General features: G+C 71.3%; 22 protein-coding genes. 12 read left to right on the top strand and 10 right to left on the bottom strand.

Features of this window, described 5'->3' with window-relative positions; translation table 11 throughout:
• From VGJ24_RS04980 to VGJ24_RS04965, 4 genes are all read left to right on the top strand, one after another.
• On the top strand, positions 1 to 1,347 hold a 1,347-nt coding region (locus VGJ24_RS04980), incomplete at its 5' end, for a sensor histidine kinase (protein WP_331499394.1).
• Complete coding sequence (locus VGJ24_RS04975; RefSeq protein ID WP_331499393.1) at positions 1,344 to 2,009, top strand: response regulator transcription factor; 666 nt, start codon at positions 1,344 to 1,346, stop codon at positions 2,007 to 2,009. The genes VGJ24_RS04980 and VGJ24_RS04975, both read left to right, overlap by 4 nt.
• An 80-nt stretch (positions 2,010 to 2,089) precedes the next feature.
• On the top strand, positions 2,090 to 2,842 hold the full coding sequence (locus VGJ24_RS04970; protein WP_331499392.1) for a class I SAM-dependent methyltransferase: 753 nt from the start codon (positions 2,090 to 2,092) through the stop codon (positions 2,840 to 2,842).
• Positions 2,835 to 3,578 (top strand): hypothetical protein, encoded by a 744-nt coding sequence (locus VGJ24_RS04965; RefSeq protein WP_331499391.1) that lies wholly within the window; start codon positions 2,835 to 2,837, stop codon positions 3,576 to 3,578. The genes VGJ24_RS04970 and VGJ24_RS04965 overlap by 8 nt, the downstream gene beginning before the upstream one ends.
• Before the next feature lie 15 nt (positions 3,579 to 3,593).
• Here the strand turns inward: VGJ24_RS04965 and VGJ24_RS04960 are convergent, their stop codons facing one another.
• The 7 genes from VGJ24_RS04960 to VGJ24_RS04930 form a co-directional block, all read right to left on the bottom strand.
• Positions 3,594 to 5,009: a HAMP domain-containing sensor histidine kinase gene (locus VGJ24_RS04960; RefSeq protein WP_331499390.1), complete on the bottom strand. Its 1,416-nt coding sequence runs from the start codon at positions 5,007 to 5,009 to the stop codon at positions 3,594 to 3,596.
• Positions 5,009 to 5,740: a response regulator transcription factor gene (locus VGJ24_RS04955; protein WP_331499389.1), complete on the bottom strand. Its 732-nt coding sequence runs from the start codon at positions 5,738 to 5,740 to the stop codon at positions 5,009 to 5,011. The genes VGJ24_RS04960 and VGJ24_RS04955 overlap by 1 nt, the downstream gene beginning before the upstream one ends.
• A 63-nt stretch (positions 5,741 to 5,803) precedes the next feature.
• Positions 5,804 to 6,661, bottom strand: coding sequence for a fructosamine kinase family protein (locus tag VGJ24_RS04950; RefSeq protein WP_331499388.1), 858 nt, complete (start codon positions 6,659 to 6,661; stop codon positions 5,804 to 5,806).
• 131 nt (positions 6,662 to 6,792) lie between these two features.
• Complete coding sequence (locus VGJ24_RS04945; RefSeq protein ID WP_331499387.1) at positions 6,793 to 7,200, bottom strand: pyridoxamine 5'-phosphate oxidase family protein; 408 nt, start codon at positions 7,198 to 7,200, stop codon at positions 6,793 to 6,795.
• 21 nt (positions 7,201 to 7,221) lie between these two features.
• A complete protein-coding gene (locus tag VGJ24_RS04940; RefSeq protein ID WP_331499396.1) occupies positions 7,222 to 7,668 on the bottom strand; it encodes a low molecular weight protein-tyrosine-phosphatase in 447 nt (148 codons plus the stop codon).
• 44 nt (positions 7,669 to 7,712) lie between these two features.
• Positions 7,713 to 8,102 (bottom strand): phage holin family protein, encoded by a 390-nt coding sequence (locus tag VGJ24_RS04935; RefSeq protein ID WP_331499386.1) that lies wholly within the window; start codon positions 8,100 to 8,102, stop codon positions 7,713 to 7,715.
• A 40-nt stretch (positions 8,103 to 8,142) separates the two neighbouring features.
• Positions 8,143 to 8,832 (bottom strand): GntR family transcriptional regulator, encoded by a 690-nt coding sequence (locus VGJ24_RS04930; protein WP_331499385.1) that lies wholly within the window; start codon positions 8,830 to 8,832, stop codon positions 8,143 to 8,145.
• A 129-nt stretch (positions 8,833 to 8,961) separates the two neighbouring features.
• On the opposite strand from VGJ24_RS04930, the gene VGJ24_RS04925 reads away from it, so the two are divergent.
• From VGJ24_RS04925 to hisC, 3 genes are read left to right on the top strand one after another with little or no spacing between them, the layout of a single operon-like run.
• Entirely contained in the window at positions 8,962 to 9,873 is a 912-nt protein-coding gene (locus tag VGJ24_RS04925) for a dimethylarginine dimethylaminohydrolase family protein (RefSeq protein WP_331499384.1), read from the top strand.
• 47 nt (positions 9,874 to 9,920) lie between these two features.
• On the top strand, positions 9,921 to 10,487 hold the full coding sequence (locus VGJ24_RS04920; protein ID WP_331499383.1) for a VanZ family protein: 567 nt from the start codon (positions 9,921 to 9,923) through the stop codon (positions 10,485 to 10,487).
• 10 nt (positions 10,488 to 10,497) lie between these two features.
• On the top strand, positions 10,498 to 11,574 hold the full coding sequence (gene hisC, locus VGJ24_RS04915) for a histidinol-phosphate transaminase (protein WP_331499382.1): 1,077 nt from the start codon (positions 10,498 to 10,500) through the stop codon (positions 11,572 to 11,574).
• Here hisC and VGJ24_RS04910 read toward each other — a convergent pair.
• Together VGJ24_RS04910 and VGJ24_RS04905 are read right to left on the bottom strand one after the other, a co-directional pair.
• Positions 11,559 to 12,872 carry an MFS transporter gene (locus VGJ24_RS04910; RefSeq protein ID WP_331499381.1) on the bottom strand — a complete coding sequence of 438 codons (1,314 nt, stop codon included), beginning with the start codon at positions 12,870 to 12,872 and terminating at the stop codon, positions 11,559 to 11,561. The two genes, hisC and VGJ24_RS04910, sit on opposite strands and share 16 nt — an antisense overlap.
• Positions 12,869 to 13,456 carry a helix-turn-helix domain-containing protein gene (locus VGJ24_RS04905; RefSeq protein ID WP_331499380.1) on the bottom strand — a complete coding sequence of 196 codons (588 nt, stop codon included), beginning with the start codon at positions 13,454 to 13,456 and terminating at the stop codon, positions 12,869 to 12,871. The genes VGJ24_RS04910 and VGJ24_RS04905 overlap by 4 nt, the downstream gene beginning before the upstream one ends.
• A 92-nt stretch (positions 13,457 to 13,548) precedes the next feature.
• On the opposite strand from VGJ24_RS04905, the gene VGJ24_RS04900 reads away from it, so the two are divergent.
• On the top strand, positions 13,549 to 14,367 hold the full coding sequence (locus VGJ24_RS04900; RefSeq protein ID WP_331499379.1) for a DUF72 domain-containing protein: 819 nt from the start codon (positions 13,549 to 13,551) through the stop codon (positions 14,365 to 14,367).
• Positions 14,368 to 14,377: 10 nt separating this feature from the next.
• Here the strand turns inward: VGJ24_RS04900 and VGJ24_RS04895 are convergent, their stop codons facing one another.
• Positions 14,378 to 16,015, bottom strand: a complete 1,638-nt coding sequence (locus VGJ24_RS04895) for an MFS transporter (RefSeq protein WP_331499378.1) — start codon at positions 16,013 to 16,015, stop codon at positions 14,378 to 14,380.
• 113 nt (positions 16,016 to 16,128) lie between these two features.
• On the opposite strand from VGJ24_RS04895, the gene VGJ24_RS04890 reads away from it, so the two are divergent.
• The 4 genes from VGJ24_RS04890 (at position 16,129) to VGJ24_RS04875 (ending at position 20,877) form a co-directional block, all read left to right on the top strand.
• Complete coding sequence (locus VGJ24_RS04890; protein ID WP_331499377.1) at positions 16,129 to 17,022, top strand: MarR family winged helix-turn-helix transcriptional regulator; 894 nt, start codon at positions 16,129 to 16,131, stop codon at positions 17,020 to 17,022.
• A 183-nt stretch (positions 17,023 to 17,205) separates the two neighbouring features.
• The gene (gene pdhA / locus VGJ24_RS04885) at positions 17,206 to 18,375 is read left to right on the top strand and encodes a pyruvate dehydrogenase (acetyl-transferring) E1 component subunit alpha (RefSeq protein ID WP_331499376.1); all 1,170 of its coding nucleotides are present in this window, start codon (positions 17,206 to 17,208) and stop codon (positions 18,373 to 18,375) included.
• Positions 18,375 to 19,376, top strand: coding sequence for an alpha-ketoacid dehydrogenase subunit beta (locus VGJ24_RS04880; protein WP_331499375.1), 1,002 nt, complete (start codon positions 18,375 to 18,377; stop codon positions 19,374 to 19,376). The genes pdhA and VGJ24_RS04880 overlap by 1 nt, the downstream gene beginning before the upstream one ends.
• Positions 19,377 to 19,389: 13 nt before the next feature.
• The gene (locus VGJ24_RS04875; protein WP_331499374.1) at positions 19,390 to 20,877 is read left to right on the top strand and encodes a dihydrolipoamide acetyltransferase family protein; all 1,488 of its coding nucleotides are present in this window, start codon (positions 19,390 to 19,392) and stop codon (positions 20,875 to 20,877) included.
• Positions 20,878 to 20,917: the final 40 nt, after the last annotated feature.

Here is a 20,917-nt window from a genome sequence, read left to right as displayed (position 1 = left end):
ACTGGGCCCGTGGACAGCCCCGACCCCGGCCGGCTCAGCCCCCGCCGCGCCGCTCTCGGCTGGTGCCTGGCCGCGGCCGGGCTGTCGGTTCTCACCGTCGTCCTGGTCCACGTCGGCTCGGGGTCGTCGCGCATCTCGCTGGCCACGATGCTGTTCTTGAGCCTCGCGGTGCTGGTGGCGATCGTCGGCGGGCGATGGCCCGCGGTCGTGGCCGCGGTCGCCGGCGCGCTGCTGCTCAACTACTTCTTCATCCCGCCCCTGCACACCCTCGACGTCGAGTCCGGGTCCGACCTGTGCGCGCTGCTGGTCTTCGCGCTCACGGCGGTGGCGGTGTCGTCGGTGGTGGACGCGGCGGCCCGCCGTCGTGCCGATGCGCGAGCGGCCGAGCGCGAGGCCGGGACCCTGACGATGCTCAACCGCCAGGTCCTCGGCGGTGCGTACGACGTTCCGCGGCTGCTCGACCTGGCGCGTGACACGTTCGGGGCGCGGGCCGCCCAGCTCGTGACCGAGGAACCGACCGGCGTCGCAACCTCCGTGGTCGTCCCGGCCGGGGCAGGCGGCTGGCTGGTCCTCGAGGGTGCCTCGCTGGGTCCGCGCGAACGGTCGGTGGCCGCGGCGTTCGCCACGCACGTCGGGGTGCTGCGCGAGCGCGAGGAGCTGGCGCGGCAGTCCATGGCCGCCCAGCAGCTCGAGGCCGGCAACCGGACCCGGACCGCGCTCCTCGCCGCCGTCTCGCACGACCTGCGCACGCCGCTGGCCGGACTGCGCTCGGCGACCGAGACCCTGCAGACCCACGACCACCGGCTCGACGAGGCCGAACGCCGCGAGCTGCTCGACGCCATGGAGTCGTCGATCGCGCGGCTCAGCACGATGGTCAGCGACCTGCTCGACATGAGCAGGCTCGAGACGGGGGCCGTACGCCCGATCGCCGACGACGTACCCCTCGGTGAGGTCGTACGCCGCGCGCTGATCGGTCTTGAGGGCGCGGACCGCGTGGACGTCCGCGAGCTCCCCTCGGCGTACGTCGACGCCGGGCTCCTCGAGCGTGTGGTCGCCAACCTGGTTGCGAACGCCCTGCGCTACAGCGATGTCGTCGAGGTCCTCGGCGACACCCGCGGGAGACGGGTCGGGCTGCGGGTCGTCGACCACGGCCCCGGCGTCGACCCGGCGCTGCGTAGCCGGATCTTCGAGCCGTTCCAGCGGCAGGGCGACGTCGGCACCGGCGTCGGTCTCGGCCTGGCGGTCGCACGCGGCCTGACCGAGGCACTGGGCGGGACCCTCGATGCGACGGACACGCCCGGCGGCGGGCTCACGATGGTGCTCGACCTCCCTGGTTCGGCCTCATGAAGGTCCTGCTGGTCGACGACGACGCGACCCTGCGCAGGACGCTGGGGATCGGGCTGCGAGCCGAGGGCCACGAGGTGCTGATCGCCGCCGACGGTCGCTCGGCTCTGCAGGCCCTGCGCGAGGACAAGCCCGACATCGTGGTGCTCGACCTCGGTCTGCCGGACCTGTCGGGTGTGGAGGTGCTGCGTCGGCTGCGGGCCTGGAGCACGATCCCGGTCGTCGTGCTGTCGGCACGGGCCGAGTCGACCGAGAAGGTGCAGGCGCTCGACCTCGGTGCCGATGACTACGTGACCAAGCCGTTCGGGATGGAGGAGCTGCTCGCACGGGTCCGGGCCTCGGCGCGACGTGCGGGCTCCGACGTCCCGGTGCTCGAGGCAGGCGACCTGGTGATCGATCTGCCGGCGCGGCGAGTCACCAGGTCCGGCTCGGTGGTCCGGCTGACCCCGACGGAGTGGGGGCTGCTGGAGATGCTGGTGCGGACACCCGGGCGGCTGGTCAGCCAGCGGGACCTCCTGCACGAGGTATGGGGCCCGACGTACGACCGCGAGACCAACTACCTGCGGGTGTACGTCGGAGGGCTCCGCAAGAAGCTCGAGGACGACCCCTCCCGACCCCGCCACCTGATCACCGAGCCCGGCATGGGCTACCGCTTCGAGCCCTAGCCCTAGCCCTAGCCCGAGCCCTAGCCCGGCCTGGCGCGATCGCGGTCAGGGCGGCCGGTTACGGTGGGCGCGGAGGTGCCATGGGACGACGGTGGGACGCGGAGGTGCGCAGGTCGCGTCGGGAGCCCAACGCCTTCGCCCGCGACCTCTTCGACGGGCTTCCGGCGCGCTACGACGCGCTCGAGGAGCTGCTCTCGTTCGGGCAGAACCGCCGTTGGCGACGGGCCATGGTGGACGCCGTGGCCGAAGGGCGGCCACGCACCGTGCTCGACGTCGCCACCGGCACCGCCGGGGTGGCGCTGATGCTGGCGGGCAGCACCGACGCCGACATCACCGGTGTTGATCTCACCGAGCAGATGGTGCGCCGCGGGCAGGACAGGGTCGCCGCGGCCGGAGAACGACGGGTGCGGTTCGCCGTGGCGCGGGCCGAGCAGCTGCCGTTCCCCGACGCGACCTTCGACGCCCTCACCTTCACCTACCTCCTCCGCTACGTGGCCGACCCGGCCGCCGTCCTGCGCGAGCTCGCCCGGGTGGTGCGCCCCGGCGGGGCAGTGGCGAGCCTGGAGTTCGCCGTACCCCCGCCTCCGGTGTGGCTGCCGGCGTGGAGGCTGTACACCCGCGTGGTCCTGCCCGGCGCCGGCTACCTGACGGGCGGTCGCGAGTGGGCGCACGTCGGCCGGTTCCTCGGGCCTTCGATCGAGGACCACTACCGCCGGTACCCGGTCGAGCGGCACGTCGCGATGTGGCACGAGGCGGGGTTCGATGACGTGCGGACGCGGACGATGAGCCTGGGCGGAGGGCTCGTCATGCGTGGGCGGCGAACGAGTGGCTGAGTCCCCGGCGTACTACGCGCGCCGGGGTGGTCGGCTGGCCGACTGCTGGACCCTCCTCCACCCGCCGTACACGCTCTGGCACCTCAGCTACGCCGTGCTGGGCGCGGCGCTCGCGCCCCGTCTCTCGTGGACGGCGCTCCTGCTGACGGTCCTGGCGTTCTTCCTCGCCGTCGGCGTCGCCGCCCATGCACTGGACGAGCGGAAGGGACATCCGCTCGGGACCGACTTCGACGACCGTTCTCTGGTGCTCGTCGCCACGGTGGCGCTGGTGGTCGCGGTGGCGCTGGGTGTCTACGGCGCGTTCTGGTGGCACGACACCAACTGGCTGCTGGCCGCGGCCATGCCGGTCGGGGTCGCGCTCGTCGTGGGCTACAACCTCGAGCTGGCCGGCGGTCGGCTGCACAACGACCTCACCTTCGGGCTCGGGTGGGGCGGGTTCCCGGTGGTGGTCGGGTACCTCGCCCAAGACCCGGGGGCCGGCAGCCCCCGGGGAGTCTCGGCGGCCGCGGCCACCTGCGCCGCCATCGCCCTCACCCATGCTCAACGCCGGTTGAGCACCCCGGCCCGTGACCTTCGCCGTCGTACGACGTCAGTCGCGGGCAGCGTGCAACGGGCCGACGGCGTACTCGTGCCGCTGGACCGCGCTGCGCTGCTCGCGCCCCTGGAGAGTGTGCTGCGGTCGCTGTCGTGGGCCGTCCCGCTCGTGGCACTCACGGTCCTGCTCACCCACGCCTGACGCGATCTCTCAGGGTCAGGAGACGAGGAGCGGAGCGCCGGGGACCTGCAGCACCATCCGGGTGCCGCCCTGGTCGGTCTCGTCGACGCGGACGTTTCCCGAGTGGCGCTCGATGACCTGACGGACGATCGACAGGCCGAGTCCGGAGCCCGGCATCGAGCGCGACTCCTGGGAGCGGTAGAAGCGATCGAAGACCTGGTCGCGGTCGGCCGGGTCGATGCCCGGCCCCTCGTCGTCGACGGTCAGGGTCCCGTGGTTGAGCCGGATGCGCACCGTGCCGCCGGGCGGACTCCACTTCACCGCGTTGTCGAGCAGGTTGGTCACCGCGCGTTCGAGCGACGCCGACTCGCCCGTCACCCACCAGGGCTCGGTGTGCACGTCGAAGCTCAGGCTGGTGCCCCGCCGACGGGCCCGGGACACGGCCCGGTCGACGACCTCGGCCAGGTCGACCTGCTCGACCACGGGCCGCAGCGGCTCGTCTCGGGCCAGCTCGACCAGGTCGCCCACCAGGGCGGACATCTCCTCGATCTGGCCGCGTACGTCGTCGAGGAGCTCGCGACGCGCGGAGTCGTCGAGCCCGCCGTCTGCGTCGGCCTGGAGGAGCAGGTCGAGGTTGGTGCGGAGCGAGGTCAACGGCGTCCGCAGCTCGTGCCCCGCGTCCGCGACGAGCCGACGCTGTCGGGCTCGGGACGCCGAGAGGGCGACCAGCATGTCGTTGAACGCCGTCGCGAGACGCGCGATCTCGTCGTCGCCCTCGACCGGGAGCGGCTGCAGGTCCTCGGTGCGGGCGATGCGCTCGACGTTGCGGGTGAGCCGGCGTACCGGACGCAGACCGTTACGCGCCACCGCCCAGCCGGCGGCGGCGGCCCCGATCACCCCGGCCAGGCCGAACAGCAGCATGACGGCGCCCAGCCGCTTCAGGACCCGCTCCTGGGTCGCCATGTTCTGCACGAGGACGACCGCGAAGCCCTGCTCCCGGAAGGGGACCGCGACCACGCGGTAGTCGCGCCCGTCCTCGGCGACCGTCCGCACGCTCTTGGCACTGTCACCGTTCGCCACGGCGATCTCCGGCTGTCCGAGGGGGACCGAGGTGTTGTCCTTGCTGGTCGTGATGGCGTGGCCGTCCGCCGCCAGGACGAAGAGCCGGACGTCGGCCACGCCGGCGGCGTACGTCGGGATCTGCTGGCTCTGCACCGCCTCCAGGGGCGCACTCGCAGCCGTCTCGTGGGCGCGGTCGAGCAGGGAGTCGTCGAGGGAGTTCTCCAACGACATCTTCACGGTGACGTAGGCGCCCAAGGACACCAGCGCGACCGCGAAGCAGACCGCCAGCGTGGTCATCAGGATCACCCGGCTCGCCAGCGACCGCCGGTAGTGCCAGCGCGGCTGGTCGGGCACCGACGAGCCGGGCGGAACCCGGGTCGCCGGATCCATCACGACTCCTTCAAGACGTAGCCGACGCCGCGGACGGTGTGGATCAGCCTTGACTCACCCTCGGCCTCGGTCTTGCGGCGGAGGTACCCGACGTACACCTCCAACGAGTTGGCGGTCGTGGGGAAGTCATAGCCCCAGACCTCCTCCAGGATGAAGGACCGCTCGAGCACGCGCCGTGGCCGGCGCAGGAACATCTCGAGCAGGGTGAACTCCGTGCGCGTCAGCTCCATGGCCCGAGCCGCACGGCGTACGTCGCGCGTCGCGAGGTCCATCGACAGGTCGGCGAAGGTGAGCACCTCGGTCTCGTCACCGTCGGTGGGTACGACGCGCCGCAGCAGGGCCCGCAGTCGGGCGAGCAGCTCCTGGAGCGCGAACGGCTTGGTGAGGTAGTCGTCGGCGCCGGCGTCGAGTCCCTCGACCCGGTCGCCGATCGCGTCGCGAGCGGTGAGCACGAGGATCGGGACGTCGTTGCCGGCCTTGCGCAGCGACTTGGTGGTCTCGATGCCGTCGAGCCGCGGCATCATCACGTCCATCACGACGACGTCGGGGCCCTGCCCCTGGGCCAGGCCGCCGATGCCGGCCAGCGCCTCGGCGCCGTCGGCGGCGAGCGACACGGCGTACCCGTTGAACTCCAGGCTGCGGCGCAGCGACTCGCGCACGGCCTTGTCGTCGTCGACGACGAGCACGTGCGGCTTGGTGCTCGCAGGGGTCGACGCGGCTGGCGGTGTCACGGTCTCACTGTGCCAAGTCGTCCTGAGCCACGCCTGAGAAGCGAGGCAGTCGTCGGGCCGTGGTCACGCATAGCGACCCGCCACGTCCGCGGCGCGCGCGCCGTACCCGCCGCCGAACAGGCAGGCGTGGACGAGCAGTGGGTGGAGCTGGTGGATGCCGACGCGGTCGGTCCAGTCGTCGGCGAGCGGTGAGACCTCCTCGTAGGCCTGGATGACCCGAGGCAGGTGCGGCAGCCCGAAGAGCGTCAGCATCGCCAGGTCGGTCTCGCGATGCCCGCCGTGCGCGGCCGGGTCGATCACGCAGCAGCCGGCGTCGTGGGTCCAGATGACGTTGCCGTTCCAGAGGTCGCCGTGGATCCGGCGAGGCCCCTCCTCGGGGACCAGGGCGGGGAAGCGGCCGACGATCCCCTCGACCACCTCGGCGCCCTCGGGGGTGATGGCGCCGCGGTCGCGAGCCAGCTTGAGGTAGGGCAGGACCCGCTTCGTCGCGTAGAACTCCGCCCACGTCGGCGAGCTCTTGTTGGGCAGGGGCAACCGGCCGATGAAGCCCTCGCGATCCATTCCGTACGTCGGCGCCTTCGCGTCGTGCGTCCTCGCCAGCGCGCGGCCGAAGTCGCTGGCCGCCTCCGTGGTGAGCTTCCCGGGCTCGACCCACTCCAGGATCAGGCAGTCGGCCTCGACCGCGAGCACCTCGGGCACCCGGACGCCGCCGGCCTCACCGAGCCATCGCAGCCCGGCCGACTCGGCCTCGAAGAAGCCCTCCGGGGCGCTGGTCAGCGTCTTCATGAACGCCGAGCGTCCGCTGCTGAGCCGGAGCTTGGTGGCGGTGGCGATGTCGCCACCCGCGATGGGGGCCGTGGCCGCGACCGCGGAACCAAGCAGCTCCTCGGCCCGGCGAGCGATGTGCGGCTGACGCGTCATCGCACCTCCTCCGATCGGGCTGGCCTCACGGTAGTACGCCGCTCCAGTCTCCACATCCGGGTCGTCCGCTTGGCCGGCCACTAGACGAGCCACTCAGGCGGACGACCGGATGACACCGGCGGTACGGCGAGTCAGTCGACGGCCCAGCCGTGCCAGTGCGTGATCTCGAACCACGCGCTGACCCGCTTCGCCGATCGGTTGCGGAACTCCTCGCCGCCGTAGTGGCGCGAGAGCCGGTCGATGTCGGTCAGGGCCGCGGCCTCGTCGTGCTCCCAACGCACCACCGGCCCGCGGACACTGACGTGGGTGTACCACTCGTCTGCCTTGAGGGCCGTGAGCGAGACGTGCGGGTGCTGCTCGATCCACCCCAGCCGGGCGCGGCCGGCGTCCATGTTCACCAGCACCGTGCCGTCGTCCTCGACGAGGTACCAGGTCGCCACCGACATCGGATGCCCGCTCGGCATCACCATCGAGATGACGGCGGGGTTCGGCTCGCGCAGCAGGGCGAGCGCGGCAGCGGGCAACGGAGCCTTCGGCACGGAACCTCCTCGGGTCGGGGATCAGTCTCGGAGCAGGTCGGACAGCTCCGCGACGAGGGCGTCCGAGGTCCGCTCCACCATCGCCAACACCGAGGCGAAGCCATCGCTTCCCCCGTAGTAGGGGTCGGGCACGTCCTCGCCGGCGTCCTCGGGGTCGAAGTCGCGGAAGAGCGCGACGCGGGTCGAGCGGCCGCCGAGGTCGGCGAGGTTGTCGTGGTCCATCGCCAGGACGAGGTCGTGGGCGTCCATCCAGGACTCGTCGTACTGCCGTGCGCGGTGGCGGCTGGCGTCGTACCCGGCGTCGGTGAGTACGGCGGCAGCCCGCTGGTCCATCGGCCGGCCGACGTGCCAGTCGCCCGTGCCCGAGCTGTGCACGACCACCCGGTCATCCAGGCCCGCCTCGGCGAGCCGGTCCTCGAGTACGACGTGCGCCATGGGGGAGCGGCAGATGTTGCCGAGGCAGACCAGCGCGACGGCGTACCGCCCCGGCTGCCGAGGACGTGGGAGCGAGCTCAGTCCTTGTCCTTCACCAGCGACGCCGTGCCCCAGTTCAGCAGCGTGATCACGACCGAGCCCCACAGGGCGTTCCAGAAGCCGTCGACGTGGAAGCCGATGCCGACGCCGTCGGCGATCCACGCGGTCAGCATCAGCATCAGGGCGTTGATCACGAGCAGGAAGAGCCCGAGGGTGAAGATGACCAACGGAATCGAGAAGAACGTGACGACCGGCCGCACGAAGTTGCTGACGAAGCCGAGGATCAGGGACACCAGCAGCAGCGGCAGCAGCTTGTGCTTGATCTCCTCCTGGCCGGACCAGTTGCCGGTGAAGTAGATGCCGTCGATCAGCCAGGTGGCGACCGCGACGGCCGCTGCGGTGGTGAGCAGCCAGGTCACGAAACGCACGTGCCGAGCATAGGCGAGGTGTGTGCACCCCGCGGATCGCTCAGCCGAGGTCCAGCCGCTCGATGATGGCGTCCTCCGCACCGTGCAGATGCTCGCCGAGCTCGGCGACGGCGGCGTCGATGTCGCCCGCCTCGAGCAGGTCGAGCAGGTGGTGGTGGCTGCCGGCCTGGTCGCGAGCGTTGCGGCGTACCCGGTCGATCTGGGCGAGGGCGAGCCGGAGCTCGGCCACGATCGACTCGGCCATCGAGACCAGCCGCGGCGATCCGGTCAGCCCGACCAGGCTGAGGTGGATCACGAGGTGTCGCTGGTTGAGCTCCTGGTACGACGCGCCCTGGGCGACGGCGCGCTCGTAGTCGCCTAGGGCACGACGTACGGCCTCACGCGCCCCCTCCGAGGCGTGCGGCCAGTTGCGCATGCCGGCGGTCTCGAGCACCGTCCGCGCGGTCGACACGTCACGCACCGACTCCGGGTCGGGGCGCGCCACGCTCACGCCGCGGTTGGGCTCGCGGGTCGCCAGACCCTCGGCCACCAGCAGGGCCAACGCCTCGCGCAGGGTCGGTCGCGACACCCCGAGCGACTCGGCGAGCGCGACCTCGCGCAGCGGCGTCCCGGACTCGAGCTCGCCCTCGAACACCGCACGCCGTAGCTCGTCGGCGACCCGGTCGACGGTCGAGGAGTGCTCGAGACTGAGCGATCCGAAGGCGTCGGTCGAGCTCACGGCCGGGTCCATCCGGCCATTGTCTGACAAGGACTTGCCCGGCGTCTCCTCCTGACCCTATCCTCTCGTTGTCAGATTGTCTGACAATCATCGTCGAGACGCCCCGCGCCGTGGTCGTCGTTCACCTGGGAGGGGTACGCCGTGTCCGAGCTGAGCTGGGGCCGCCGCTACGTGATGGTCCGCCCGGACCACTTCCGGATCGACTACGCGATCAACCCCTACATGGACCCGGCCGACCAGCCCGACCCGCGGCGCGCACGGGCCCAGTGGGTCGACCTGCTCTCGACCATCGAGCGGCTCTGCGCCACCGTCGAGGTCGTGCCGCAGCGGCCGGACGCCCCCGACATGGTCTACGCGATGAACCTCGGCCTCGGGGTCGTCCGCCCCGACGGCTCCGGCGATCTGCGAGGCCACGTCGTGCTGTCGCACATGAGGTACACCGAGCGACGGATGGAGACCCCGACGGCCCAGTCGTGGTTCGAGCGGAGCGGCCGCATCACGTCGTACGTCGGGCGCGAGGGCGTCGGCGCGCACCTCGAGGCCGGCGACGTGTTCGCCTGGGGCGACGCGCTCGTGGCGGGGTTCGGTCCGCGGACCGAGGAGCTGGCGCTCAAGCACCTGGCCACCGACCTCGGCGTGCGGGTGCGCGGCGTGCGGATCACCCACCCCGCGATGTACCACCTCGACCTGGCCTTCTGCCCGCTCGACGAGCGCCGGGCGCTGGTCGCCCCCGGCGCGTTCGACGATGCCTCAGCGGCTGCCCTCCTCGAGCTGGTGCCCGAGCCACTCGTGCTGACCGACGACGAGGCGCTGACCACGTTCTGCGCGAACTCGATCGTGATCGGCCGCACGGTCGTGATGCCCGCCGGCGGGCCGGAGCGGGTGAAGGCGCAGCTGTCCGACTGGGACTTCGAGGTCGCCGAGGTCGACGTCTCGGAGTTCCACAAGGGCGGTGGCTCGATCCGCTGCCTGACCAACCCGGTCGACATCACCCTCGGTCGCGACCTGCCGCTGGTGACGGGCGGCCAGGTGGTGATGCCCCCGCTCGTCTGAACACGCCCTCGCACGGTCGGTCACGGACTCCGCCTAGCCTCGTCGCCATGGTCTCGATCGGCGGCACGGGCTGGATGCTGCTGTTCGCCGCCGTGGCCGGACTGTTCGCCCTGGTGATCGGGCTGGGGATCGGGCGCCGGATGGGTGTGGTGGCGGGCGTGGCATGGTTCGGGCTGCTGTGGAGCATCGCCGTGATCGCGATCGTGACCCTGGTCCCTGCGCAGAACGGGCTGGGCTACATCCCCGCCCGCGAGCACGCGACCAGCTGCAGCTGGGACATCGGCGGCCCGGCACCCGGCGGGTTCTGGATCTTCGGCGGCGGCCAGCAGCTGCTGAACACCCTGCTCTTCGTCCCGGCGGGGCTCTTCCTGGTGCTCGCGTTCGGCAGGTGGCGATCCGGCTGGCTGCTGGTGCCGCTCGGGCTGGTCGCGCTGGCGGCGTACTCCCTCGGGATCGAGGAGACCCAGCTGCACGTCGCCCGCATAGACCGGGCGTGCGACGTCACCGACATCATCGACAACGTCTCGGGGGCCGCCCTCGGCGTCGCGATCGGTCTCGCGCTGCTGCCCCTGGCCCGTCCCTGGCGGGCCCGACGGGGCGCGAGCCGGAGATAGGTTTGGCGCCATGACGTCACCCCAGCCGCGCGCGTGCGTGTCCCAGATCCCGGCGTACGTCGCAGGCAAGCCGCCGCTCCCGCGCGAGGGGCTGACGACGTACAAGCTGAGCAGCAACGAGAACCCGTACCCGCCGCTGCCGGGCGTCGTCGAGGCCGCGACCCGGGCGGCCGAGCAGATGAACCGCTACCCCGACATGGGCAACACCGCGCTCTACGAGACGCTCGCGGACCGGTTCGGCGTCGCCACCGACCAGCTCGCCCTGGCGACCGGCAGCGTCGCGCTGATCTACCAGCTGGTGCAGGCGTTCTGCGAGCCGGGCGACGAGGTCGTCTACGCGTGGCGGAGCTTCGAGGCCTACCCGATCGCGGTCACCGCCGCCGGAGCCCGCAACGTCCAGGTACCGGTCCTGCCCGACGGCCGGCACGACCTCGACGCGATGGCCGCGGCGATCACGGACCGCACCAAGGTGGTCATGGTGTGCACGCCCAACAACCCGACCGGCCCCTCGGTGACGCAGACCGAGCTCGACGGCTTCCTCGCGCGCGTACCCGAGCACGTGCTGGTCGTGGTCGACGAGGCGTACGTCGAGTTCGTGCGGATGAGCGACCCCGTGAAGGGCGTCGCGACGGTGCGCGCCCACGACAACGTGGTCTCCACCCGGACCTTCTCCAAGGCCTACGGCCTGGCCGGGTTCCGGGTCGGGTACGCCGTCGCCCCGCAGCCGATCGCCACGGCGTTGCGCGCGGTCAGCCTGCCGTTCGGGGTCTCGAACGTCGCCCAGGCGGCCGCCATCGCCTCGCTGCGCGCCGAGCCGGAGCTGCTCGAGCGGGTCGAGCGCCTCGTGGCCGAGCGGGAGCGAGTGGTCAAGAGCCTGGCCGATGTCGGGCTCACCGTTCCGGACGCACAGGGCAACTTCGTCTGGTTCGCCGCCGGCGACCGCACGGTCGACCTCGCCGCGGCCGCCGACGGGCTGGGGATCGTGGTGCGTCCGTTCGCCGGCGACGGTGCCCGGATCTCCATCGGCGAGACCGAGGCCAACGACCGGATCATCGAGCTCGCCGGGACCTTTCAGCTGACCAGCTGAAGGGGGTCACGCGGGGACGGGGTCGGTTCGACGGTGGCCGGCAACTGGCGGTTCATGCCTCGGAAGCTCGGGATCAGCGCGGGTGCCATGGTCGTGGCGAAGTAGGCGAACCCGACGACCAGCATCGCGGTAGACAGACCCATCCCGCTGATCAGCAGGCCGCCGAGGACACCGCCGAACGGCATCAGCGACCAGCACAGGGCGCTGTTCAGGGCGGTGACGCGGCCGACCATCTCGCGCGGGATGCGCTCGAACGTCACGGCTCCGAGCACCGGGTTCAAGAAGCCGGACGACGCTCCGCCGATGACGCACATCGCCAGGATCACCCACAGCGGAACGCCGATCGCGAACAGGACGAACCGCGGAAGCCCCGTGATCAGGTAGGCGACGAGGTACGTCGCGAAGCGCGGCAGCCGCGTGCCGTACGCCGCGGCCACCAGCGCTCCGAGCATCGAGGCACCGCCCCACACCGAGAACACCAGGCCGACCGCGCCGATCCCGGCGCCGGAGTCGCGAGCCCACACCGGGAGCAGCACTGCGGACCACGCCAGGTCGAGCAGGTTGGTGACCGCGACCATCACGGCCAGGCTCATCAGGACCGAGTCGCGGCGCAGGACGTTCCAGCCGTCGCGCAGCTCTGCGGCGTACGACGTGGGCATCTCGTGCCGGTCCGGCTCCGAGGTGGCCTCGACCCGCGCCGGTTCGAGGCTCCGGGTCGTGACCAGGAGCAGCAGGGCGCAGACCCCGAACGAGACGGCGTCGATGGCCACGGCGTTGGCAGCGCCCACGGTCGCCACCAGCCCGCCGGCGATGGCGGCTCCGACCATCGTGGCCCCGCGGTCGATCGCCGAAGACAGCCCGGTGGCGCGCTCGTAGGGCACGGCGGCCCGCTCGACGAGCGCGGGGACCAAGGCCGCGGTGGCCGCGTCGCCGGGTCCGCGGAGCGCACCCGCGATGGCGACCAGGCCGAGCAGGAGTGGGAAGCCGAGGGCGCCGGCGTGGTGCAGCACCGGGATCAGCCCGACCACGAGGAAGGACAGAGTGTCGGCGCCGATCGCCATCCGGCGCGGGCCGACCCGGTCGACGAGCGGGCCGCCGCACGCCTTGAACAGCACCATCGGCGCGATCTCGGCGAAGGCCACCAGACCGGTCTGCGTCGGCGAGCCGGTGGTGGTGAGCACCAGCCAGGGGATCGCGATCATCGAGATCCGGGTACCGAGCAGTGAGATCGCCTCGGCGGTGAGCCAGCCGTAGAGCGGGATCCGCTGCATCCTGGGCCGGGTGAGACGCAGGCTCATCGGTCGTCGCCCTCGAGGACGACGGTGCCGGGTCGGGGGAACGCGTTGAGGTTGACCACGAAGACTCCCGCGGCCGGCTCGTCGTCGGCGGCCTCGCCGTACTCCTCGATGACGTCGACGAGTGCGTTCACCAGGCGATCGGCACCCTCCGCCGTGAGCCGGAGGTGCCAGTCGCTGGTGGTGCACGCCTTCTGCCAGGGCTCGGGGAGGTACCGGTGCTCCCCCGCGAACTGCATCAGGGTCTCGGTGTAGGCGAGGGCGACGGAGTGCAGGTACGCCTCGGTGCTCTCCGCCTCCTCCTCGCTTCCCTTGCGCGAGTCGAGGTTGGCCCGGGTGCTCTCATGAGCCGCCTTCCACCACCGGTCGCGGGCGTTGCCTCGCTCGTGGTCCTCCTCGATGAAGCCGTGCTCGGCCAGCTGGCGGAGGTGGTACGACGTGGCGCCGGTGTTCAGCTTGAGCTGCTGCGCCAGCTGGGTCGCCGTCGCCGGGCCCTCGAGCCGGAGCAGCATCAGCATCTTGAGCCGGGTCGGGTGCGACAGGGCGCGCAGCCCGGCGGCGGACGGGGTGATCTCGGAGGCAGCCATATCCGCAACATACCTTTGCAAAGGTACTTGTGCAAACAAGAGTGTGCAGTCACGGCCGCGGAGTTCGAGCGCGGTGCCCTAGCCTTCGCCCGGTGGGTGGTGGGCAGGTCCGGGTCGGCATCTCGGGCTGGCGCTACCCCGCGTGGCGTGGCGACTTCTACCCGGCCGGCCTCCCGCAGCGGCGCGAGCTCGGGTACGCCGCGGAGCACCTGACGTCGATCGAGATTAACGGCTCGTTCTACTCGCTGCAGCGCCCCACGTCGTACGCCGCCTGGCGGGCGTCCGTGCCGGACGGCTTCGTGTTCTCGGTCAAGGGCCCTCGCTACGTGACCCATCTGAAGCGTCTCAAGGACGCAGAGGTCCCGCTTGCGAACTTCTTCGCTTCGGGACTACTCGCCTTGGGGCCCACGCTCGGCCCGATCCTGTGGCAGCTGCCGGAGAGCTTCCGCTTCGACGCCGACGTCCTCGACGCGTTCCTGGCCGGTCTGCCCCGTACGACGACCGCGGCCGCCGAGCTGTCGAACCGCCACGACGACAAGGTGCCGGACGACCGCGCGCTCACCACCGCCGAGGAGGAGCGCCCGCTCCACCACGCGCTCGAGTTCCGGAGTCCGACGTTCGCGACCCCCGAGGCGACAGCGGTCCTCCGACGGCACGACGTCGCGACCGTGCTCGCCGACACCGCCGGCCGCTGGCCGAAGGTCGACGAGGACACCGGCCCCCTGCGATACGTCCGCCTGCACGGCGACAAGGAGCTCTACGCCAGCGGCTATACCGACCGCGCCCTCGACCAGTGGGCCGCACGGTGCCGCGCCTGGGCAGCCTCGGGCAAGAACGTCCTCGTCTACTTCGACAACGACATGAAGGGGTACGCCCCCCACGACGCGATGCGGCTGATCGCCCGGCTCTGAGGGGGCCGCGTCACCCCAGCGGGGCCGCGGCGGCGTCCGAGTCGGGCTGTCCCTGCGCCTCACCCTGGGCGGACCGGTCGACGAAGTCCTTCTGCCGGATCAGGACCAGCGACAGGACGCCCGCGGCGAAGGCCACGACGGCGGAGATCAGGGTGATGTGGTTCAGCGAGGTCACCACGCCCGACGTACCGACCTGGTGCACGAGGTCGTAGGCCTGCTGGCCGGCCGTCGGCCCGCCCTGTGCCGTCGCGGCCTGCTGGGCCGCCCGTGCGGCCGGCTCGACCTGGCCCCCGGAGAGGGCGGCGGTGAGCCCGTCCAGGGCACGAGGAGGCACCTGGGCCGCGAGATCGGGGCGGACCTGGTCTGCGACCTGCTGGCTGAAGATCGAGCCCAGAGCCGCGATGCCGGTGGCGATGCCGACCTGTCGGAACGTCGAGTTCACACCGCTCGCCATGCCCGCCCGGGCGACGGGCACCACGCCGACCGCGGTCGACGCCAGGGGCGGGTTGATCATCCCGATGCCGACTCCGGAGACCACCATGCCGGGGATGAGGTGGGTCCACGACGAGTCGTCCTTGATGCCCAGCAGCAGGAGCAGGCCGACACCGAGGACCATGAAGCCCGGCCCGATCAGCCACTTCACGGGCACACGCTCACTGAGCCGGCCGGCCAGAGCGGCGGCGAAGAAGGACGCCACGGACAGGAACAGGAACCGTACGCCGGTCGCGACGGCCGAGTAGCCCAGCACGTTCTGGACGTAGATCACCAGGTAGGTCAGCAGCGAGAAGATCGAGGCAGAGACGCCGAACGCCGCGATCAGGCCGCCGGTGAACGTCGGCTTGCGCAGCAGGCCGAGGTCGAACATCGGGTGCTGCTGGAGGACCTGGCTGATCACGAAGACGACGAGCAGGACCGCGGAGGCCACGAACGAGGCCACGACCCGGCCCTCACTCCAGCCGTCCTTGCCGGCCTCGATCAGGCCGTAGACCAGGGCGCCGAGCGCGATCGAGAAGGTGACGAAGCCGATCCAGTCGGGCCGGCCCGCATGCCGGTCCTTCGACTCGACGACCTTCCGCAGCGAGACCGCCATGGCGACCAGGCAGATGGGCACGTTCACGAAGAAGATCCACCGCCACGACAGCCCGCTGGTCAGCGCGCCACCGAGCACCGGGCCGATCGCCACGGCTACCCCCGTCGTCGCGCCGAAGACACCGAACGCCGTACCCCGGTCCTTGCCGTGGAACGCCGCGGCCAGCAGGGCGAGCGCGGTGGAGAACATCGCCGCGCCCCCGATGCCCTGGAAGGCACGCGAGATCTGCAGGAACAGGATGTCCTGGGCGGCACCACAGGCCACCGAGCCGACGGTGAAGATCACCAGGCCGATCACGAAGACCCGGCGCCGGCCGAACAGGTCGGCCAGGGAGCCGGAGGTGAGCAGGAGCGCCGCCAGGCTGAGGGCGTAGGCATCGATCACCCACTGCAGGTCGGACAGCGACGCGTTCAGCTGGCCCTGGATGTCGGGCAGCGCGACGTTCACGATCGTGATGTCGAGCAGCAGCATGAACACGCCGAGGCAGACGGCCGTCAGCGTCCACCACTTCGGGTCGCGCGCGGGTGCGGCAACGGTTGCGCCGGTCTGCTGGGTCATCTGGGGATCTCCTCCGAGTCATCCGTCAGCGAACTAATCATCATCCACCTAACGATTACCCTGGGTACGATACTCGTGACGAGGAGATCGTCAAGGGCTTAACGATCAGGAAGGTGAGCAACGTGGGCCGTCAGCTGCCAGGCGCCGAGCAGGTGCTGCTGCCCGCGCTCGGCGGCCTCGCCGGCCACGTGGTCTGGCGTGCCCACGCCCGCGTCGCGTCGGCGATCGAGTCGGTGCTGCCCGACAACGTCGACGTCCAGGCGTACGCCGCGTTGGTGGCGCTCGGCGACGGCGTACCCAGGTCGCAGCAGGCCCTCGCCCACACGGTCAGCGTGAGCCGGACGACCGTCATGCGGGTCGCGGCCGAGCTGGCCGACCAGGGCCTGGTCGAGCGCGTGCGCAACCCCCACGACCGGCGGTCCTACCTGCTCACCCGCACGCCCGAGGGCGCGATCGCCGCCCGCACCTGGCGCCGGCATGTCGACCAGCTCGAGGACGCGATCATCGCCGGGCTGACGCCGCGCCAGCGCGACGATCTGCACGAGCTGCTGCTGAAGGTCGTCGAACCGGATCTCGCTCCGGACACCCCGGAGGCACTGCGCAACGGCATCGGCTTCCTGATCACCCGGCTGCACCACTCGATGCGGATCGACTTCACCGTGGCCCTGGAGCCGATCGGCATCGAGCCGCCGCACGTCGGCATCGTGACCGCGCTCGAGGCCACCGGGCCGATCTCGCAGTCGGAGCTGGCGCGCATCTTCGCCGTCAGCGGCGCGCACATGGTCCAGCTCGTGGACGAGCTGGAAGAGCGCGGCCTGATCGAGCGCCGCCGCCTCGAGACCGACCGGCGCGCGCAGGTGCTCCACCTCCTGCCGGGCGCCGAGGAGCGGCTCGCGAAGGCGCTCCCCCTGGCCGACGCGGTCGTCGCCGAGCGGCTCGGCGCCTTGACGCCCAACCAGTCCGAGCGCCTCCTGACCCTGCTCCGCCGACTGGTCACCGCGCCCTGACCGGCCGTTGACGGCCGGCCGGGGAGGCTCGGCCAGATTCGCCCGGCTCGCACCCCTCCCGGTAAGTTGGAGGCATCATTGTGGTCCCAGTCACACGGCGGACGCCGCACCATCCCCGCGTCGTACGCCGCCCCGACAGCAGGCAGGCGGAGACCCCGCGAGCCCTGAGCACAAGGAGCAACCGTGACCCAGTCCGGCTTCGGCCCCGACCTCGCGGAGGTCTTCGGACCTGCCCACCAGGACGGCGGCCCTGAGCTCGTCCAGCTGCTGACCCCCGAGGGTGAGCGCGTCGAGCATCCCGACTTCTCCTTCGGCGACGGCCTGACCGACGCGGATCTGGCGGAGACCGTGCGCGGCTTCTTCCGCGACATGACCCTGACCCGGCGCATCGACGTCGAGGCGACCGCCCTCCAGCGCCACGGCGAGCTGGGCATCTGGGCGCAGCTGCTCGGCCAGGAGGCCGCGCAGGTCGGTGCCGGCCGCGCGCTCAAGCCGCAGGACTACGTGTTCCCGACCTACCGCGAGCACGGCGTCGCCTGGTGCAAGGGCGTCGACCCGCTGAAGCTGCTCGGCCTGTTCCGGGGCGTCGACCAGGGCGGCTGGGACCCCAGCGAGAACAACTTCGGGCTCTACACGATCGTGATCGGCGCCCAGACCCTGCACGCCACCGGCTACGCGATGGGCATGCAGCGCGACGGCGTGGTCGGCACCGGCGACCCCGAGCGCGACGCCGCGGTGATCGCGCACTTCGGCGACGGAGCCTCCAGCCAGGGCGACGTCAACGAGTCCTTCATCTTCGCCGCCTCCTACAACGCCCCGGTCGTGTTCTTCTGCCAGAACAACCAGTGGGCGATCTCCGAGCCGATCGAACGCCAGAGCCGCATTCCGCTCTACCAGCGCGCGCTGGGCTTCGGTTTCCCCGGCATCCGCGTCGACGGCAACGACGTGCTCGCGTCGTACGCCGTCACCCAGGCCGCCCTGCAGCGTGCGCGCGAGGGCCAGGGCCCGACCTTCGTCGAGGCGTACACCTACCGGATGGGGGCCCACACCACGACCGACGACCCGACCCGCTACCGGCTCTCCGACGACGTCGAGCGCTGGAAGCTCAAGGACCCGATCGCCCGGGTCGAGGTCTACCTCAAGCGCAACGCGATGGCCGACCAGGAGTTCTTCGACGCAGTCGCCGCCGAGGCCGACGAGCTCGGCCACCGGCTGCGCGAGGGGTGCAAGGCCCTGCCGGATCCTCAGCCGTTGAGCATGTTCGACCACGTGTACGCCGAGATGACCGACGAGCTGGTGGTCCAGCGCGACGGCTTCGCGGCGTACCTCGAGAGCTTCGAGGGGGCTCACTGATGGCCGCACCAGAGGCGAACGCGACTCAGAAGGTCACCCTGGCCAAGGCCCTGAACATGGGCCTGCGACAGGCGATGGAGGACGACCCCAAGGTCCTGCTGATGGGTGAGGACGTCGGCAAGCTCGGCGGCGTCTTCCGGATCACCGACGGCCTGCAGAAGGACTTCGGCGAGGACCGCGTGATCGACAGCCCGCTGGCCGAGTCCGGCATCGTCGGTACGGGGATCGGGATGGCGCTGCGCGGCTACAGGCCCGTCGTGGAGATCCAGTTCGACGGCTTCGTCTACCCGGCGTACGACCAGATCGTCTGCCAGGTCGCGAAGATGTGCTTCCGCTCGCAGGGCAAGACCCCGCTGCCGATGGTGATCCGGATCCCGTTCGGCGGCGGTATCGGCGCGGTCGAGCACCACAGCGAGTCTCCCGAGGCGCAGTTCGCGCACACGCCGGGGCTCAAGGTCGTGGCCTGCTCCAACCCGGTCGACGGCTACTGGATGATCCAGCAGGCGATCGCCCACCCCGACCCGGTGATCTTCCTGGAGCCCAAGCGGCAGTACCACGCCGACAAGGCCGAGCTCGACGAGACCGCGACGCCCGACCCGCTGTTCAGCTCGCGCCTGGTCCGGCAAGGTGGCGACGTCACGGTGCTGGCCTATGGCCCGACCGTGAAGACCGCGCTCAAGGCCGCCGAGGCGGCGAGCAACGAGGGCACGTCGTTGGAGGTCATCGACCTGCGCACGCTCTCGCCGCTCGACATGGGCAAGGTCTACGAGTCCGTCCGCAAGACGGGTCGTGCGGTGGTGACCCACGAGGCTCACGTCAACCTCGGCATGGGCTCCGAGCTCGCCTCGCGCATCACCGAGGAGTGCTTCTACTCTCTGGAGGCGCCGGTGCTCCGCGTCGGCGGCTTCGACACGCCGTACCCTCCTTCGCGGATCGAGGAGGACTTCCTTCCCGACCTCGACCGGGTGCTGGACGCCGTCGATCGCACGCTCACCTTCTGAGAGGACCGACCCCATGGCCGAGTTCAAGCTGCCCGACGTGGGCGAGGGCCTCACCGAGGCCGAGATCGTGACCTGGAAGGTCAAGGAGGGCGACACCGTCGTCATCAACCAGATCCTGGTCGAGATCGAGACCGCCAAGTCGCTGGTCGAGCTGCCGTCGCCGTACGCCGGCGTCGTGCAGAGGCTGATGGTCCCCGAGGGCGAGACCATCCCGGTCGGGACGCCGATCATCACGATCGGCGACGCGCTCGACGGCCCCGTGCCGAACGAGCCCGCGGGTCCGACGGAGCAGACCGAGTCCGACCCGTACCTCGCGATGGCGGAGAAGGCCGGCGCCGAGGAGCAGGCGCGAGAGGTCCTGGCCACCGACATCGATCTGTCCAACCCCGCGGCCAGCGGATCGGGCGAGGGTGAGTCGTTGGTCGGCCGGATGAAGGCCGATCGTGGGGCGACGCGCCGCGCGCGCAAGTCGGCGGCCGCGGTCCAGACCCAGGCGGCGTTCGAGCCGATGGGCGACACCGCGCCGATCGGGCTGGACGAGCAGGACGAGTCCGGCGGGCCGGCCGTCCCGGCGACGTCGGCGGCGTCGGCGGCGTCCGTCGGGCCCGGCAACGTGCGCGTGCTCGCCAAGCCCCCGGTGCGCAAGCTGGCCAAGGACCTCGGCGTCGACCTGAACTCCCTGGTCGGCACCGGTCCGAACGGCGCGGTGACCCGGGACGACGTGCAGGCCGCCCAGCGTGGTGGCGCAACGTCATACGAAACGGTCGCTAGAACGACCAGTTCGTATGACGTCCCGGCCGGGGAACGCGAGTGGCGCGAGCCGATCAAGGGCGTCCGCAAGATGATGGGCCAGGCCATGGTCCAGTCGGCGTTCTCGGCACCGCACGTGACCGAGTGGGTGACGATCGACGCGACGCGCACGATGGAGTTCGTCGAGCGGCTCAAGGGCCGGCGCGAGTTCCGCGACGTACGTGTCTCACCGCTGCTGGTGCTGGCTCGGGCGGTGATGCTGGCGATGCGTCGTACGCCGGAGATCAACTCGTGGTGGGACGACGCCGCCCAGGAGGTCCTCTACAAGAGCTACGTCAACCTCGGCATCGCCGCGGCGACTCCTCGCGGCCTGGTCGTCCCGAACGTCAAGGACGCAGAGCAGCTGTCCCTGCTCGAGCTCGCCGGCGCGCTGAACGAGCTGGTCGAGGTCGCACGATCGGGGAAGACCCAGCCGGCCGAGATGAGCGGCGGCACCTTCACGATCACCAATGTCGGTGTCTTCGGCATCGACAGCGGGACTCCGATCATCAACCCGGGAGAGTCCGCCATCCTGGCGTTCGGCGCGATCAGGAAGCAGCCGTGGGTGGTCGACGACGAGGTCGTCGTCCGTCAGGTCACGACCCTGGCCCTGAGCTTCGACCACCGGCACATCGACGGTGAGCGGGGATCGCGGTTCCTGGCCGACGTCGCCGGCATCCTCGAGGACCCGGCCGCCGCGCTGCTGTACTGACTCGCGAGCAAGCTCGCTTCGCCGCGCACTGCGGTCGTGC

The organism is Nocardioides sp. (genome assembly GCF_036493135.1).
In the GTDB taxonomy this organism is placed as follows: Bacteria; Actinomycetota; Actinomycetes; order Propionibacteriales; family Nocardioidaceae; genus Nocardioides.
Note: the sequence above shows the minus strand (reverse complement) of the source record. Positions and strands in the feature narration are given on the sequence as shown.

Excerpts from the sequence above, each read along its gene's own strand:
- VGJ24_RS04975 (WP_331499393.1), top strand. The coding sequence starts at position 1,344 with ATGAAGGTCCTGCTGGTCGACGACGACGCGACCCTGCGCAGGACGCTG.
- VGJ24_RS04970 (WP_331499392.1), top strand. The coding sequence starts at position 2,090 with ATGGGACGACGGTGGGACGCGGAGGTGCGCAGGTCGCGTCGGGAGCCC.
- VGJ24_RS04960 (WP_331499390.1), bottom strand. The coding sequence starts at position 5,009 with ATGGATCCGGCGACCCGGGTTCCGCCCGGCTCGTCGGTGCCCGACCAG.
- VGJ24_RS04950 (WP_331499388.1), bottom strand. The coding sequence starts at position 6,661 with ATGACGCGTCAGCCGCACATCGCTCGCCGGGCCGAGGAGCTGCTTGGT.
- VGJ24_RS04930 (WP_331499385.1), bottom strand. The coding sequence starts at position 8,832 with ATGGACCCGGCCGTGAGCTCGACCGACGCCTTCGGATCGCTCAGTCTC.
- VGJ24_RS04920 (WP_331499383.1), top strand. The coding sequence starts at position 9,921 with ATGGTCTCGATCGGCGGCACGGGCTGGATGCTGCTGTTCGCCGCCGTG.
- hisC (WP_331499382.1), top strand. The coding sequence starts at position 10,498 with ATGACGTCACCCCAGCCGCGCGCGTGCGTGTCCCAGATCCCGGCGTAC.
- VGJ24_RS04910 (WP_331499381.1), bottom strand. The coding sequence starts at position 12,872 with ATGAGCCTGCGTCTCACCCGGCCCAGGATGCAGCGGATCCCGCTCTAC.
- VGJ24_RS04905 (WP_331499380.1), bottom strand. The coding sequence starts at position 13,456 with ATGGCTGCCTCCGAGATCACCCCGTCCGCCGCCGGGCTGCGCGCCCTG.
- VGJ24_RS04895 (WP_331499378.1), bottom strand. The coding sequence starts at position 16,015 with ATGACCCAGCAGACCGGCGCAACCGTTGCCGCACCCGCGCGCGACCCG.
- VGJ24_RS04880 (WP_331499375.1), top strand. The coding sequence starts at position 18,375 with ATGGCCGCACCAGAGGCGAACGCGACTCAGAAGGTCACCCTGGCCAAG.
- VGJ24_RS04875 (WP_331499374.1), top strand. The coding sequence starts at position 19,390 with ATGGCCGAGTTCAAGCTGCCCGACGTGGGCGAGGGCCTCACCGAGGCC.